Annotated in this window: 14 protein-coding genes; all 14 read left to right on the top strand. The window is 65.1% G+C overall.

Going from position 1 to position 15961, the window contains the following annotated elements:
• The first annotated feature begins 210 nt into the window (after positions 1 to 210).
• The 14 genes from ACVOLS_RS03160 to ACVOLS_RS03095 all read left to right on the top strand — a co-directional run bounded on the left by ACVOLS_RS03160 (position 211) and on the right by ACVOLS_RS03095 (position 15955).
• The gene (locus ACVOLS_RS03160; RefSeq protein ID WP_481544445.1) at positions 211 to 729 is read left to right on the top strand and encodes a sigma-70 family RNA polymerase sigma factor; all 519 of its coding nucleotides are present in this window, start codon (positions 211 to 213) and stop codon (positions 727 to 729) included.
• The gene (locus ACVOLS_RS03155) at positions 726 to 1673 is read left to right on the top strand and encodes a FecR family protein (RefSeq protein ID WP_481544444.1); all 948 of its coding nucleotides are present in this window, start codon (positions 726 to 728) and stop codon (positions 1671 to 1673) included. The genes ACVOLS_RS03160 and ACVOLS_RS03155 overlap by 4 nt, the downstream gene beginning before the upstream one ends.
• A 70-nt stretch (positions 1674 to 1743) precedes the next feature.
• Positions 1744 to 4446: a TonB-dependent receptor gene (locus ACVOLS_RS03150; protein ID WP_481544443.1), complete on the top strand. Its 2703-nt coding sequence runs from the start codon at positions 1744 to 1746 to the stop codon at positions 4444 to 4446.
• 10 nt (positions 4447 to 4456) lie between these two features.
• On the top strand, positions 4457 to 5050 hold the full coding sequence (locus ACVOLS_RS03145) for a biliverdin-producing heme oxygenase (RefSeq protein WP_481544442.1): 594 nt from the start codon (positions 4457 to 4459) through the stop codon (positions 5048 to 5050).
• Positions 5051 to 5081: 31 nt separating this feature from the next.
• Positions 5082 to 6179, top strand: a complete 1098-nt coding sequence (locus ACVOLS_RS03140) for a TonB family protein (RefSeq protein WP_481544441.1) — start codon at positions 5082 to 5084, stop codon at positions 6177 to 6179.
• Positions 6180 to 6408: 229 nt separating this feature from the next.
• Positions 6409 to 6945, top strand: coding sequence for a GNAT family N-acetyltransferase (locus ACVOLS_RS03135; protein ID WP_481544440.1), 537 nt, complete (start codon positions 6409 to 6411; stop codon positions 6943 to 6945).
• A complete protein-coding gene (locus tag ACVOLS_RS03130; RefSeq protein WP_303749185.1) occupies positions 6942 to 7274 on the top strand; it encodes a non-heme iron oxygenase ferredoxin subunit in 333 nt (110 codons plus the stop codon). Before ACVOLS_RS03135 ends, ACVOLS_RS03130 begins: the two co-directional genes overlap by 4 nt.
• A gap of 272 nt (positions 7275 to 7546) precedes the next feature.
• The gene (locus ACVOLS_RS03125) at positions 7547 to 7978 is read left to right on the top strand and encodes a hypothetical protein (protein ID WP_481544439.1); all 432 of its coding nucleotides are present in this window, start codon (positions 7547 to 7549) and stop codon (positions 7976 to 7978) included.
• 161 nt (positions 7979 to 8139) lie between these two features.
• Entirely contained in the window at positions 8140 to 10443 is a 2304-nt protein-coding gene (locus ACVOLS_RS03120; RefSeq protein ID WP_481544438.1) for a catecholate siderophore receptor Fiu, read from the top strand.
• Between the two features lie 53 nt (positions 10444 to 10496).
• Positions 10497 to 11183, top strand: coding sequence for a Fe2+-dependent dioxygenase (locus ACVOLS_RS03115; protein WP_481544437.1), 687 nt, complete (start codon positions 10497 to 10499; stop codon positions 11181 to 11183).
• Between the two features lie 314 nt (positions 11184 to 11497).
• Positions 11498 to 11911: a hypothetical protein gene (locus ACVOLS_RS03110; protein WP_481544436.1), complete on the top strand. Its 414-nt coding sequence runs from the start codon at positions 11498 to 11500 to the stop codon at positions 11909 to 11911.
• A gap of 118 nt (positions 11912 to 12029) precedes the next feature.
• Entirely contained in the window at positions 12030 to 14450 is a 2421-nt protein-coding gene (locus ACVOLS_RS03105) for a TonB-dependent receptor domain-containing protein (RefSeq protein WP_481544435.1), read from the top strand.
• Positions 14451 to 14763: 313 nt separating this feature from the next.
• On the top strand, positions 14764 to 15408 hold the full coding sequence (locus ACVOLS_RS03100) for a PepSY-associated TM helix domain-containing protein (RefSeq protein ID WP_282272918.1): 645 nt from the start codon (positions 14764 to 14766) through the stop codon (positions 15406 to 15408).
• A 25-nt stretch (positions 15409 to 15433) separates the two neighbouring features.
• The gene (locus ACVOLS_RS03095) at positions 15434 to 15955 is read left to right on the top strand and encodes a DUF2271 domain-containing protein (protein ID WP_481544434.1); all 522 of its coding nucleotides are present in this window, start codon (positions 15434 to 15436) and stop codon (positions 15953 to 15955) included.
• The last annotated feature ends 6 nt before the right edge of the window (positions 15956 to 15961 follow it).

The raw sequence follows: 15961 nt of genomic DNA, 5'->3' as shown, positions 1-15961 counted from the left end.
CTTCGGCAAAGGGAGGGAGCGCATTGCTGGCTTCGGTAGATTCCCGATGGTCCGCAGGTTGTAGGAGCGGCGTCAGCCGCGAAACCGGCACATCCGCAGTGATCATCCAACCTGCGATCTGAGAGTCCACCAGCTTCGCGGCTGACGCCGCTCCTACCGCTCCTTCGTCCTCACGTGCCATAATGCGAACAATTCGCATTTGCACAAACGATGAGCCCGGCGTCATCCTCCCTCCTTGCCACCTTGTTCCGCGACCATCACCGCTGGTTGCTGGCACGGCTGTGCAGGCAGGTTCGGTGCCGCTGGGACGCAGAAGACCTCACCGCCGAGACCTTCAGCCAGGTCGCAGCTTCGCGCACGCCGCTGACCAGCATTGATGAGCCGCGCGCGTTCCTGACCACCATCGCAAAGCGCCTGCTATTCCATCTGCGCCGGCGCCGTGATCTGGAACAGGCCTGGTTGGAGCAGTTGCGGCACAGCCCTGAAGCGTTTTCGCCCTCGCCCGAGGAACGTGCACTGCTGCTGGAAACCGTGCTGCTGGTCGACCGCAGCATGCAGTCACTGCCGGCACCAGCCCGCGCCGCCTTCCTCTACAGCCAGCTCGACGGCATGGGCCACGGGCAGATCGCACAACAGCTTGGCGTATCGGTACGCACGGTCGGTCGCTACCTTCGCCAGGCCTGGAGCTGCTGCCTGCAGGACCTGCAGCACACGGACCTGGCCCCATGAGCGAGCAAGCGGCGATGGAAGCCGCCATCGACTGGATGGTGCTGCTGCAGTCCGGCAGTGCCGGTGCGGACAGCGAACAGCAGCTGCAGCGCTGGCTGGACGCCTCGGCCGAGAATCGTCAGGCCTGGCAGCAGCTGCAGGAAATCCAGGGCCGCTTCCAGCGCCTGCGCGAGGTTGCCCAGCGTCATCCCGGCCAGGACCAACAGGCACGCGAACTGCTGCTGCGGCCGTCACGGCGCGTCGCGCTGCGTTCCCTGGCGGCCTTCGCCCTCACCGCTGGCGGCGCGGCGCTGCTGGCCGACCGCAAATTCCCGCTGCGCGAGCTCAGCGCCGACCTGCGCACCGCCACCGGGCAACGTTGCCGTTTCGCACTGGAAGACGGCAGCACGCTCACCCTCGACGCACGCAGCGCGATGGACCTGGATTTCGGAACCAACCAGCGCCAACTGTGGCTGCGGCGTGGACGTGCACAGCTGGACATCGCCGCCGATCCGCGTCCCCTGCTACTGCACAGCCTGCACACCAAACTCAGCCTGCTGCGCGGCAAGCTCATGGTCGAACGCTACGAGGCGTCCACCCAGATTGCAGTACTCAGCGATCACGTCTTGATCGAAGACCAGCACGGCCATAGCCAGCGCCTGCTCGCTGGGGAAAGCGCACGCATCGATGCCAGCGGCATCACCGCACTCGGCAGCAATCCACTGCAACTGACCGATTGGCTGCACGGCCGGGTCAGCCTCGACAACGCACCGCTGCTGGATCTGGTGGAGCGTCTGCGCGCCTACCGCAGCGGCTTTCTGCGGGTGTCGCCAGAGGCGGCGGCACTGCGCGTGCAGGGCGTATTCGGGCTGGATGACAGCGACCGCACCTTGGCCGCGCTGGCCGAAACCCTGCCCTTGCTGATCCGCTCCTATGGCCCGGTCACCCTGATCGAAAAAAAATAGCGTGAGCGTGTCCGGTTTTTCGCCCTCGATACACATCCCTATCCGAAACCCTCTTTCGGAAGCCGTATCGATGTCCGCCTCCCCCCTGCTTCGCCCTTCCTGCCTTGCCCTGGCCTTGTCGCTGGCCTGCGCCGTTCCGCTGGCCCACGCGCAGACCGCAGCCGCTGATGCGGCAGTGCTCGACTACCAGATCGCCGCCGGCCCGCTAGGCGCCAGCCTCAACCGCATCGCCGCCAGCGCCGGCCGCACCTTGTCGGTGGACCCGGCCCTGCTGCAGGGCAAGCAGGCCAAGGCCGTGCATGGCCAGTACTCGGTCGAACAGGCCGCCGCACAGGCGCTGCAAGGCAGCGGCCTGCAGCTGGCCACCACCGCCAGCGGCGCGCTGACCGTACAGCGCGCGCCGACCAACGGCGTGGAACGCATCGGCACGCTGCGGGTGCAGGGTGACCAGGGAAACCGAACCCAGCTGGGCGATGACAGCCGCAACCCGGCCGACACGCCTTACACCTCCGCGCAGTCCGGTGCGCACTTGTCACTGCAGCAGATCGAGCGTTCGCGCGGCACCCAGGCCGGTGACATCTTCAAGGGCGTGGCCGGTGTCATCAACGGCGACAACCGCAACTCCGGTGCGCTCGACCTGAACATCCGCGGCATGCAGGGCTTCAACCGCGTGCCGGTGCTGATCGATGGCAGCCAGCAGCAGGTCACCGTCTACCGCGGCTATGCCGGCGTGGCCGGGCGCAGCTATATCGACCCGGACATGATCGGCGGCATCGACATCCAGAAGGGCCCGACCAGCGGTGCCGAAGGCGTCGGCGCCATCGGCGGCGTGGTCAGCATGCGCACCTTGAACGCCGAGGACATCATCACCGGCGACAAGGATTGGGGCATCCGCCTGAAAGGCAGCTTCAGCGACAATTCGTCTTCGCCGCCGCCGGCCTTCACCACTGGCGGCCTGCGCAATGGCGGCCGTTTCCTCACCGCCTGTGGTGGCGGCCGCACCTGCACCGTGCAGCAGCTGCCAAGCGAGTTTGCCGATGAGACCGGCATGGATCGCCCTTCCACCGGCACCCCGACCGGCGGCAGCGGCAGCATCGCCGCAGCCAAGCGCTTCGGCCAGTTCGAAGTACTCGGCGCCTTCGCGCGACGCAAGACCGGCAACTACTTCGCCGGCGAGAACGGCCCGGGTGCGCCCGAGCCGCACTACGCCACCTCGCGTACCACCGACAGCCGTGGCCGCTGGGTCGAGTACACCACTGTCTCCTTCGAAGGCCTCAACCGCTTCCGTGCCGGCGAAGAAGTGCTCAACACCTCGGTCGACAACCAGTCCTGGTTGCTCAAGGGCACCTGGAAGCCCAGCGCTGACCAGGCCCTGGAACTGGGCCGCATGAAGTACCAGAGCCGCTACGGCGAGCTGATGCCGTCGGCCATCCTGCGCGGTGAAGGCGCACTGCAATCGGCGCTCAGCGATGTCGACGCCGACACCTGGACCGCGCGTTACCGCTGGCAGCCGGCCAACGAGCTGATCGACTTCAAGGCCAACGCCTGGCGTACCGCCTTGGACAACACCATCCGCAACGTCTACTCGTTCCCGACACTGCCGCCGGAATACACCTATATCGAGACCACCTACCGCCAGGCCGAGCGCTGGGGAATCGACGCCACCAACACCTCGCGCTTCATCACCGCCTGGGGCGACGTCGCCTTGCAGTACGGCTTCACCCACGGCAAGGAAGACGTGCATCCGATCAGCGCCTCGCAGAGCTTCAGCAGCAACAACGCCAAGCGTGAGGAAAGCAGCCTGTTCGCCAGCGCCGAGTGGGTGCCCACCGATTGGCTGAAGTTCGACGCCGCCATCCGCCATACCCGCTACAAGAGCTATGACCGCGAGATCACCCGCGTGCCATCGCAGAGCCGCCCCATCACCTATACCGACGTCCACCTGCAGAACAAGGCCAGCGGCAATGCACCGATCGCGGCGATCACCTTCACCCCGTTCGAGGGCGTGCAGGTCTATGCCCGTTACGCCGAAGCGCTGCGTATGCCTGGCCTGTTCGAGACCAGCTCCGGCCCGGTTCCAAGCACCTTCGCAATGGACCTGCGCCCGGAGCGCGCCAAGAACCGCGAGTACGGCATCAACCTGCTGCGCGACGGGCTGTTCGCCGAAGGCGATCAGGCTCGCCTGAAGCTGGCCTACTTCGACAACCACGTGAAGGATTACCTGACCCGTACCACCGTGCAGTTGGACGGCTGGGTATCGTCACCTGTGATCGAGAATATCGACAACGCCGACTTCAAGGGCTACGAGATCACCGCCGAGTACCGCACGCCGCGCTTCTTCAGTGAGCTGTCCGGCAGCTATTACACCTACACCAACTTCTGCCACAGCGACCGCGCCTATCCGACCAAGTCAGAGCCCTGCCATCCGGGCGGCGTCACCGACAGCTATGCCAGCAACCACGTCCCGCCGCGCGCCTCCGGTGCGCTGACGCTGGGCACGCATCAGCTGGACCAGCGCCTGACCGCCGGTGGCCGGGTCAGCTACACCGGCAACCGCCCGACCCTGCCGCGCGCCAGCAGCATCATCCCGGTGGTCGATTGGGGTTCCTACGTGCTGGTCGACCTGTTCGCCAACTACCGCATCAACGAGCACGTCGCACTCGACCTGAGCGTGGACAACCTCACCGACCGTTACTACATGGACGCGATGACGCTGGGCCTGATGGCCTCGCCAGGCCGCACCGTGCGCATGGGCTTCACCGTCAACTTCTGAGGAACCGCATATGTCCGCTTCCCCAATGCTGCTGGAACTCAGCCGCAGCCAACGCTTGAAGGCCGCCACCCACGGTACCCACGAGCGCCTGGACCAACGCATCATGCGCGGCGAACCGTTCGCATCGCTTGAGAACTACCGGCGCTTCCTGCGCGTGCAGTACCGCTTCCACCGTGATCTGGCGGTGCTTTACTCGCTGCCTGCGTTGCAAGGCCTGTTGCCGGACCTGGCCGAGCGCCAGCGCCTGCAGGAACTGCAGCAGGATCTGCACGACCTGGGTGAAACCCTGCCCGCCGATGACAATGCCGCCTTGAGCAGCGACATCGACCCGGCCACCGCGCTGGGTTGGCTGTACGTGGTCGAGGGCTCCAACCTCGGCGCTGCCATCCTGTTCAAGCTGGCTGCGAAGATCGGCCTGGATGCCAATCACGGCGCACGCCACCTGGCCGGCCACCCGGACGGGCGCGCGCGTCACTGGCGGCGTTTCACCGAGGCGCTGGATGGCAATGCCTTGGATGCCGAGCAGGAACAACGTCTGGTGGCTGGTGCCACTGCCGCGTTCCAGCGCGTGCATGGCTATGTCGAGCAGGGTTTTGCCGACTGAGATGGAGGCAACGCTGAGCACTGCACCAACCATGCCACGGCGCAATCGCGCCGTGCGCGTGGGCTATCTGTTGCTGGGCATGTTGATGGTGGCCCTGGGCATCATCGGCGCATTGCTGCCGGTGATGCCCACCACCATTTTCATGATCCTGGCTGCCGCCTGTTTTGGCCGTTCCTCGCCGCGCTTCGAGCGCTGGCTGCTGCAGCACCCGCAGTTCGGCCCACCGTTGCGGCTATGGCGCGAACAGGGCGCGATGTCCAAGCGTGCCAAAGCCTTTGCCTGCGGCGGCATGGCGCTGGGCTTTGCGGTGTTCTGGTACTTCGCGCATCCGTCGCTGCTGTTGTGGCTGGCGGTTGCGATCGGCATGGGCGGCTGTGCGCTGTATCTGCTGACCCGGCCGCTGCCGCGCGGCGTGGCCGCGGTGCCGTCCCCGCAATCGGAAGAACGCGGCATCCGCTCGGTCGCTGCAACCGTGACCGTGTTGCTGCACATTGGAATGTTCGCGCTCTTGCTGTGGAGCCGCGCGCCAAGCATGGATCCGCCGCTGGAGGAGCCCGCCGAACGCACGCAGCTGGTGATGCTGCCGCCACGTGCACCGGAGCAGCCACTGGAGGAAGTGATTGCACCCACGCCCTCCGCCGCGGCCTCGGCGACGAAACAGAAGCCCGAACCGCCACGCCCAGTGCCACCATCGCCACCGCGCGCCGCCGCCAATTGGATCGTTCCGCCGCCGGCGCCACCGCAGCCCGTGCAGCAGGCGCCTGCCCCGCAGCAACAGGAGGCCTCGATAGCGGCCGCCCCGGTCACGCCACCGCTGCCCACCGGCCCCAGCGTGGCCAACCCCGGCAAGGACAGCTGGGAAGGCCGGGTCATGGCCAAGCTGGAACGGCATCGCCGCTATCCCAATGCCGCCCGCGCGCGCCGCGAACAAGGCGTCGCCCACATCCGGGTTAGCCTCGCCCGTGATGGCTCGGTGTTGTCGTTGGCGTTGGAGCAGACCTCCGGTTCGGCCATGCTCGATCAGGCCGCATTGGATACGTTCCGCCGTGCCGCGCCATTGCCGGCGGTGCCGGAAGCACGCAAGGCACCGCTGGAACTGTCGTTCCCGGTCGAGTTTTTCATGCGCTGAAGGCAAGACAGCCGCTTCACCTGTAGTGCCGAGCCATGCTCGGCAAGGGCTTCACCGGTAACGCCCCAGCCGAGCATGGCTCGGCTCTACACAAGTGACGCCTCTGGTGCATCACCTTGCGAAGATACAACCCCTCCCCAGCCCTCCCCTTGCCTTCGGCAAAGGGAGGGAGCACAGCCCAGGACACCTCCCATCGTCCGTTCCGGCTCGCGGCGCTAGAATGCAGCCCATGAACACGCTGACTTTCCGCCCTGCTACCGCCGCCGACATCCCGGCCCTGATCGATCTGGTCACCTCCGCCTACCGTGGCGACGCCTCGCGCGTCGGCTGGACCACCGAAGCCGATATCCTTGATGGCCAGCGCATCGACGCCGCCGGCATCCAGGGCGATCTGGACCGCCCGCGCAGCGTGATCCTGCTCGCCGAGCAGGACGGCCAGCTGCAGGCCTGCTGCCATGTCGCCGATGAAAACGGCCACGGCTACTTCGGCATGTTCTCGGTCAGCCCCAACGCCCAAGGCGGCGGCATCGGCAAACAATTGATGCAGCGCGCGGAACAGCATGTAGCCGAACAGTGGCAGCTGCCGACCATGCAGATGACGGTGATCGATTGCCGCGACGAGCTGATCGCCTTCTACGAACGCCGCGGTTACGTCCGCACCGGCATCAAGAAGCCATTCCCGTATGGTGATGAACGCTTCGGCATCCCCAAGCGCGACGATCTGCAATTCGAAATCCTCGAAAAGCCGCTCGGAGCCACCGCATGAGCGAGACCTGGACCTTCATCTGCGCCAGCGAAGAGCTGTTGCCGGGCGAAATGAAGACCGGCTTCGATGAAGTCACTGGTTCGCCGATTGTGGTGTTCAACCTGGACGGTGAGCTGTATGCGCTGGAAGACCAGTGCACGCATGAGGAGTTCGAGCTGTCCTCCGGCACCCTGGATCCGGACGAAGGCAGCATCGAGTGCATCCTGCACGGCGCCCGCTTCGACATCCGCGATGGCCGCGCCCTCTGCGCCCCGGCCTATACGGCGGTGCCCAAGTTCCCGGTCAAGCGCGAACACGGCGGCATCTGGTCGCGCGACGACCGCGACTGATCCAGCCGGCTGTCCGCCCCGGATCCGGGGAGTCAGCACCGCGGCTCCCCTGCGTTCATCCACACCCCCGGGGCCTCCAGACCCGGTCGCGCTCCTGCGACAGCTCAGCTGGCATCACGTTCAAAGGCCATTCCTCCCGGGCAAAAGCATCCTGCCTGTACCCGGGCAAGACCCAGCTGTACCAAGCATATCGGCATTGCAAACGCAAACAATTCTCAATAAGATGCGCATCTGCCGCGATAACGCGAAATTAACGGTCTGCGCTTTTCCCCATGTCCTCCCCGTCCACCAAGGCTCAAACGCTGACTGTCGCCACCGTGCGACAGCGCCTGCCTTGGCTGATGCTGGTGTTCGGCATGTTGCTGGTCTGGGCCGTCGCGCTCCAGGCCAAGGCCGTGGTCACCGCCCCGCTGGCAATGGAAGCGTTCGACCAGGTACTGGTTTCGCCTGAACCCGGTCACCCGCAGCAGCCGCTGGAGATGGCCGCCATCAGCGAATCCGGCGGCGAGTCCTCCCGCCTGACCCGGCCGCGCCCGGCAGCGACGCTGTCCAGCCCGGTTCCGCTGGCTCTGTTTACCCCCAGCCGCGTATTCGTGACTGCCGCCAGCGACACGCTGCTGCAGCACGCGGTTGAACGCGCCCAACGCTATCCGTTGGCGCCCTATCTGCTGCTCAATCCCGGCCACGCCCCGCCGCGCGCCTGACCAGCTGACACGGACGCGCTCTGCGGCCCGTCGTTCTGTTGCTCATCGTTCTACGCCTGCGCCGTGCCGCATGGCTCGCCCCACCGATCCGTTCCCCTGCCTCCGCGCCAACCGGCTGCGGCGGTCGTCCTACTTCTCCCTTTTCACTACCGATCATCACCATGACCCATATCAAAAGCCGCAAGCACAGCAGCACCGCGCCGCGCATCAGCGTCCTGGCATCGACCACCGCCAGCCTGATCACCGGTCTGAGCCTGGCAACCCTGCCTGGCCTGGCCAGCGCCCAGGAAGCCAAGACCCTGGACCAGGTCGAGGTGCATGCAATGAACGGCTACAAGGCCGAGAAGTCTGCGTCCAACAAATACACCCAGACCCTGCAGAACACCCCGCAGACCATCCAGGTGATCACCAGCGACCTGTTCAACCAGCAGGGTGCCACCACCCTGACCGAAGCACTGCGCAACAGCGCCGGCGTGGGCACCTTCTATGCAGGTGAGAACGGCAACACCAGCACCGGTGACACCGTCTACATGCGCGGCTTCGACAGCTCCAGCAGCATCCTGGTCGACGGCATCCGTGACCTGGGCTCGATCTCGCGCGACGTGTTCAATACCGAGCAGGTCGAAGTACTGAAAGGCCCGGCCGGTACCGATATCGGCCGCACCGCGCCCACCGGCGCGATCAACATGATCAGCAAGCAGGCCAACCTGCGCGATGCGATCGCAGGCAGCCTTACCGCCGGCACCGATGGCCAGCAGCGCGCTACCGCCGACTGGAACCAGACCCTGGGCGCCACCGCTGCGCTGCGCCTGAACGCCATGTGGCAGGACAGCGATGTGGCCGGCCGTGACCACGTCAACAACAAGCGCTGGGGCTTTGCGCCGTCATTCGGCTTCGGCCTGGGTACCGACACCCGCTATTTCCTCAACCTGCAGTACCTGAAGCAGGACAACATCCCCGACGGCTTCGTGCCGACCATCGGCCTGCCGGGCTGGACCCCGCAGCCGGGCCTGGAGCAGCTGGCCGGCCATCCGGTGAATCCGGAAAACTTCTACGGCACCCGCTACGACCACGATGACGTGACCTCGCAGCAGGCGACCTTCCGCTTCGAACATGATTTCTCCGACACGTTCAAGCTGACCAACACCGCGCGTTGGGGCAAGACCGAGCAGGACTATCTGCTGACGGCATTCATGTCCACCGGCGGTACCGCTGCCAACCAGCAGGCCGGCAACATCAAGTGGACGAATATCAATGACCTGTCCACCTACACGATGAATCGCAGCAACCTGACCTACAAGGATCAGGAAAACACGATCCTGACCGACCAGTTGAACCTGCGCATCGACTTCGTCACCGGCCGCGTCCAGCACAACGTCAGCACGGGCGTGGAGTTCACCCAGGAACAGCAGAAGTCCTGGGGCAAGGCCGGCACCGCTGGCGCTGGCTGGGGCCCGGCAAACCTGTACAACCCGGACTGGAATGCAACCGGCCTGACCACCCGTCGCACCGGCGTCCACACCGACGGCAAGACCACCACGTCCTCGCTGTACGTGTTCGACACCCTGAAGTTCAGCGAGAGCTTCATGCTGACCGCTGGCCTGCGTGCCGATCACTACAAGACCGAGTACAGCAGCACGGCGCTGTGCACCGCCGCCAACTGCGCCGGTCGCCCGGTCGGCACCCTGATCGCGCTGCCGTCGTTCGATGATTCGGATACCTTGATCAACTGGAAGGTCGGTGCGCTGTACAAGCCCAACGACGCCGTCAGCGTGTACGCGAACTACGCCATTTCGCAGCAGCCCCCGGGCGGCAACAACTTCCAGCTCAACGAAACCGCTGGCAACGTCAACAACATCAACATGGATCCGCAGGAAGCCCGCACCATCGAAGTGGGCACCAAGTGGGCGTTCCTGGATGACGCACTGGCACTGAACGTTGCCCTGTTCCGTACCGAAGTCACCAACGAGATCACCGGCAGCGCCGCCGACGGCTACTTCCAGAACGGCCAGAAGACCGTGGAAGGCATTGAAGTCTCCACCGTCGGCAAAATCACCGACAACTGGTCGGTCTCTGCCGGTTATACCCACATGAACACCCAGGTCGACACCGGCAGCCTGGTGACCGCCGATGGCAGCAACAACCTGACCTACACCCCGGATGATGCCTTCACCGGCTGGACCAGCTACGTGTTCCCGTTCGGCCTGACCATCGGCGGCGGCGTGCGTTACTCCGGCGAGATGCATCGCGGTACCGACGGTGCCAAGGGCACGCCGGCCTTCGTCAAGTCCTACACCGTGTATGACGCCGTGGCGTCCTATGCAGTCAACGACAACCTGGTGCTGCGCTTGAACGCCTACAACCTGTTCGACAAGCAGTACGTCGCCGCGATCAACAAGAGCGGTTACCGCTACACCCCGGGTACCCCGCGTACCTTCATGTTCAGCGCGGACTTCCGCTTCTGATCAGATGGGCGCAGGGGCTTACACTCCCCTGCGCCCTTTTCGGAAAGACCGCCATGTTGCTGCACATACCCAATGTACTCAGCGCCGAGGAAGTGGCCGGTTTCCGCCGTGCACTGGAAACGGCCGACTGGGCTGATGGCCGCGAGACCGTTGGCCATCAAGGTGCGCAGGTCAAACGCAACCTGCAGCTGCCCGATGCCTCACCACTGAAGGCCGAACTGGGCCAGCATGTTCTGGGCGCGCTGGAACGCAATCCCCTGTTCTTCGCCGCGGCTCTGCCGCTGCGGATCCTGCCGCCACGCTTCAATCGTTATACCGGCGGTGGCGAATACGGCTTCCACGTCGATGGCTCGGTAATGAGCGTCGGCCACGGCGCACAACGCACGCATATCCGTTCGGACATCTCCTGCACCCTGTTCCTGTGCGAGCCGGAGGATTACGACGGCGGCGAACTGATCATCAGCGACACCTACGGCGAGCACGAAGTGAAGCTGCCGGCCGGTGATCTGGTGGTGTACCCGTCCAGCAGTCTGCACAAGGTGCAGCCGGTAACGCGCGGCGCGCGGCTGGCCTCATTCTTCTGGGTGCAGAGCATGGTCCGCGACGATGCGCACCGGCGCCTGCTCTGGGAAATGGATACCTCCATCCAACAGCTGACCCAGGATTGCCCGCAACACCCGTCCTTGGTCAGCCTGACCGGGATCTATCACAACCTGCTGCGGCAGTGGGCTGAGACCTGAACTCCTTCCCCCCCCGGCCTCAACGCGAAGCGGCAACAAGACCGTAGCCCGGGTAAGCGCAGCGCACCCGGGGCGCTTGGCGGAAGCCTGGAAGACCGGGCAATTCGTGCTCCCGTGTGCGCTGCGCTTACCCGGGCCACAGAACTGCACTTACCCGAGTCACCACAGTTCCCGCAGTGAAGCGCATGGCAGGAACGGCTTGATAAACGTCAAGTTGATAGCAATTCTCATTTGCAAAAGTTAACGAATCGTATCTACAATGCCGCACCGCGAACGCCGGCCCCTGTCGCCGCGTCCGCAATCCGGAGATACGAATGCAGCAATCACAGCGCCAGCACGCACAGCACAACGCCGTTTCTGGCGCTGTCAGCCTGCGTCCGCTGGCTTTGTGCATGCTGTTGCTGTTGTCGCTGCTGGCAGCCTTATGCCAGAGCGGCACCCAGTTTTCCCGGCTCGGCCTGGCCCAGAACGGCCACGCGTCGGAGCCGGCGGAAGAACGTCAAGGCGGCGAACGCCACCTGGAAGAAGAAAGCCCGGCCAAGCTGCGCCGGGTAGCACAGCTGCGCGCGCCACGCGCCGCCCTGCCCCTGCCAAGCGTCCAGCAGCTGCTGTCCGCAGCGGACGATCTCACTCCCATCCGCATGCTCATCCCGGCCTCGGCGCCGGTCATTGCCCATGCGCTGGCCAGTCCGCGCCAGCAACGCGGGCAGGCCCCACCGCTGAGCTGACGCTCCGCGCGTAGTCGTTTCCGCTTCACCCCTCTCTTCTTCCCAGCTCGTCCCTGCACGCGTGCGCGCCTGCGGTGCTGACGGCTGCAACGCGTATTTCCTTGACCGAGGTATTCCCATGGCCCTGCGCCAGCGTCACCGTGTGTCCGTTTCCCGCCACCTGCTCAGCCTCGCCGTGCTCGGCGCCATCAGCGCCAGCGCCCATGCCAACGGCAGCGGCGCGCCAACCACGCTGGACAAGGTCGTCGTCACCGCCAGTGGCTTCGAGCAGAAGATCACCGATGCCCCGGCCAGCATCTCGGTCATCACCCAGGAAGAACTGGCCAAGCGCCCGTACATCACCCTGCTCGATGCCGTGCGTGACCTGGAAGGCGTGGACGTGGGCGAAACCCGCGACAAGACCGGCCAGGGCAGCATCTCGATGCGCGGCATGGGCTCGGACTACACCCTGATCCTGATCAACGGCCGCCGCCAGAACAACCACGGCGACATCTACCCGAACAACTTCGGCGGCAACCAGTTCAACCACATCCCGCCGCTGGATGCGATCGAGCGCATCGAAGTGATCCGCGGCCCCGCCTCCACCCTGTACGGCGCCGATGCAATGGGCGGCGTGATCAACGTCATCACCAAGCGCACCCTGGACAGCTGGCACGGCTCCGCCACCCTGGCCCGCAGCTTCGAGACCAACGACGAGTTCGGCGATGACCGTACCGTCGACCTGTTCGTCACCGGTCCGCTGCTGCCGGGCACGCTCAACCTCAGCGCGCGCGCCAGCTGGTATGACCGCGACGCCTCCAACCCGACCTACTCCTCGGTGACCGACCCGGCCGGCAACCAGCACAACCGCGCACTTGGCTTTGGCGCTGGCGGCAAGACCGTGGACAACACCAACAAGGCCGGCGGCATCACCCTGGCATGGACCCCGACCGAGGCGCAGACCATCACCCTGGACTACGACACCTCGCGCCAGGAGTACGACAACTCGATCAAGATCAACGACAACGGCGAAGAGGAATACCCGGTCGGTACGGTCGACAGCATCAGCAGCATCTGGCGCAGCAGCAACTTCTGCCGCAATGGTGTGGGCACCACTGCCGCCCGCTGCAGCGCCAGTGGTGGCACCTGGGCACGACGCGCCGATCCGCGCGTTGGCTATAGCGCGAGCCAGGAATTCACCCGCGATGCCTGGGCGCTGACCCACGAAGGCAAGTGGGGCTTCGGCAACAGTTTCGTCTCGCTGGCGCATGTGGCCACCAACAACGACGGCCGCACCATGCCGTTCACCGTTGCCGAGCGCGAGCACCTGCTGCAGATGATCGATGGCACCGGTGCCTACGCCGGCATGAGCCTGGCCGACCGCCGTGCGCTGGCCGCTTCCACCTTCCTGCCGCGCCCCAAGCGTGTACTGGAAAGTGCGCAGTACACCTTGGACGCCAAGGTCGACATGCCGTTCCAGGCTGCCGGCGAACACGTTGCGGTGTTCGGCACCCAGGTGATCCGTGGCGAACTGACCGACGGCGTGTTCGGCACCGAAGCCGGCGATCCGGGCCGCAAGCAGGAACACAACATGTACTCGCTGTTCGCCGAGGACACCTGGACCGTGATCGAGCCGCTGGCCATCACCTACGGCCTGCGTTTCGACGACCATGAAGTATTCGGCGACCACCTGAGCCCGCGCCTGTACGGCGTGTACACCGTCAACCCGCAGTGGACGGTCAAGGGCGGTGTCAGCACCGGCTTCAAGACCCCCAAGACCACCCAGCTGTATGACGGCGTCACCGGCTTTGGCGGCCAGGGCACCTCGCCGATGTTCGGCAACCCGAACCTGAAGCCGGAAACCAGCACCAGCACCGAACTGGCGGTGTACTGGCAACACCCGGATGGCCACAACTTCAACGCCACCCTGTTCCACAACAAGTTCGACGACAAGATCTCCTCGCAGCCCTGCGGCGCCGGCCTGACCCTGGCCTGCACCAGCACCGGTGAGTACGCCGATCTGGGTTATGCCACCAGCAGCAAGACGGTGAACATCGACGAAGTGGTGATCCAGGGTGCGGAAGTTGCTGGCCGCTGGGAGATCAGCGAACGCTTCGGCCTGCGCGCAAACTACACCTATACCGACAGCGAACAGAAGAGCGGCGCACAGAAGGGCCTGCCGTTGGGCAACAGTGCCAAGCACATGGCCAATGCCACCTTCGACTGGCAGGTCAGCGACCGCTTCAACCTGTTCCTGACGGGTGAAGCGCGCTCCAAGCGCTTCAGCGGCGTCAGCGCGGTGACCGGCGAAGAGCTGTACTTCAAGGACTACACCGTGTTCCATCTGGGCGCCTCGTTCCAGGCCACCCAGTGGATGAAGATCAACGCCCGCATCAACAACCTGCTGGACCGCGACTTCACCACCTACCAGACCCGCTTCAATGATCTGGACGGCAGCGGCATCTACGGTGACGCCACCAACGAGGTTCTGTTCGAAGACAACTTCAACAACAAGGACAAGGCGCGCAGCTTCTGGCTGAGCGTGAACCTGAGCTTCTAAGCGCTGTACTCCCTCCCTTGTGCGCAGCGCAGGAGAGGGGTTCCCAGTGTCAACGCCGCACATCCTCAAGCGTTACCAGCACAAGCAGAACCGCCCCCTCCCTTTCACGAAGTGAAGGGGAGGGTTGGGGAGGGGTAGCCTTTGATCTTGCTTCTGGCTTCAAGTCCAGAACCAGAGCAAAAGCCAGATCAAAAGCTACCCCTCCCCGGCCCTCCCCTTGCCTACGGCAAAGGGAGGGGGCGAAGCACCTGCACAAATTGCGAATCATTCTCATTAGTGCTCTAATCGTCGTCCTTTCATAATCCCGATTCCCGTGTCCGCAGACCGCAGCACCGCCACCACCGTGCAACAACAGGCCAGCCGTGGTTTCTGGTTGCGCACCTTGCATCAGTGGCACTGGATCAGCTCGGCGGTCTGCCTGATCGGCATGCTGTTGTTCTCCCTGACCGGCATCACCTTGAACCACGCGTCCAAGATCGAAGCCAAGCCGCAGGTGCAGAACCAGCAGCTGGAACTCCCCGCCCCGGTGCTCAAGGCCCTGGGTGATCGCGAAGACGGCAATGCGCCGCTGCCGGCGCGCGTCGCTGACTGGTTGTCCAATCGTCTGGAGGTGTCCATTGGCAGCCGCGAGGCCGAGTGGTCGCCGGAAGAAATCTATCTGTCCATGCCCGGCCCCGGCAGTGATGCCTGGCTGAGCATCGACCGCGAAACCGGCGCGGTGGAGTTCGAGAAAACTCGCCGCGGCTGGGTCTCCTATTTCAATGACCTGCACAAGGGCCGCAATGCCGGCCCCGGCTGGGGCTGGTTCCTCGACGTGTTCGCGGTGGCCTGCCTGGTGTTCTGCATCACCGGTCTATTCCTGTTGCACCTGCATGCGCGGCAGCGGCGCATGACCTGGCCGCTGGTCGGCCTGGGCCTGCTGATTCCGCTGTTGATCGCCCTGCTCCTCATCCATTGACCGTCTTTCTCTCCGGAGTCGCACCATGCGCGTCACCCTGACCATCGCCCTGAGCGGTTTGATCGCCACCGCTCCCGCCGCCTACGCCGCCAGCCTCGATGTCAACGTCGAAGTGCCCAAGCTCAACGTGGCCGAGTACCACCGCCCGTATGTCGCGGTGTGGATCGAAGGTGCCGACCAGCAGGTCGCCGCCAACCTGTCGGTCTGGTACCAGCTCCGCGACACCGCCGAAGGCCACGGCACCAAGTGGCTGCCGGACCTGCGCCAGTGGTGGCGCAAGAGCGGCCGCACCCTGCAGGTGCCGGTCGATGGCGTCACCGGCCCGACCCGTCCGGTCGGCAAGCACCAGCTCAGCTTCAGCGACCGCCAGCCGCAGCTGCGCGCCCTGCCCGCCGGCCAGTACTCGCTGGTGGTGGAAGCCGCACGTGAAGTCGGCGGCCGCGAACTGGTCAAGATTCCCTTCACCTGGCCGGCCCGTACCGCGCAGAACGGCCGTGCCCAAGGCACCTCCGAGCTGGGCACCATCACCCTTGCCGTCAAGCCCTGATCCCCA

The sequence above is a fragment of the Stenotrophomonas sp. STEN038 genome, from assembly GCF_056759895.1.
The sequence above is the reverse complement of the archived record's forward strand: the minus strand, read 5'-3'. Positions and strand labels throughout refer to the sequence as shown.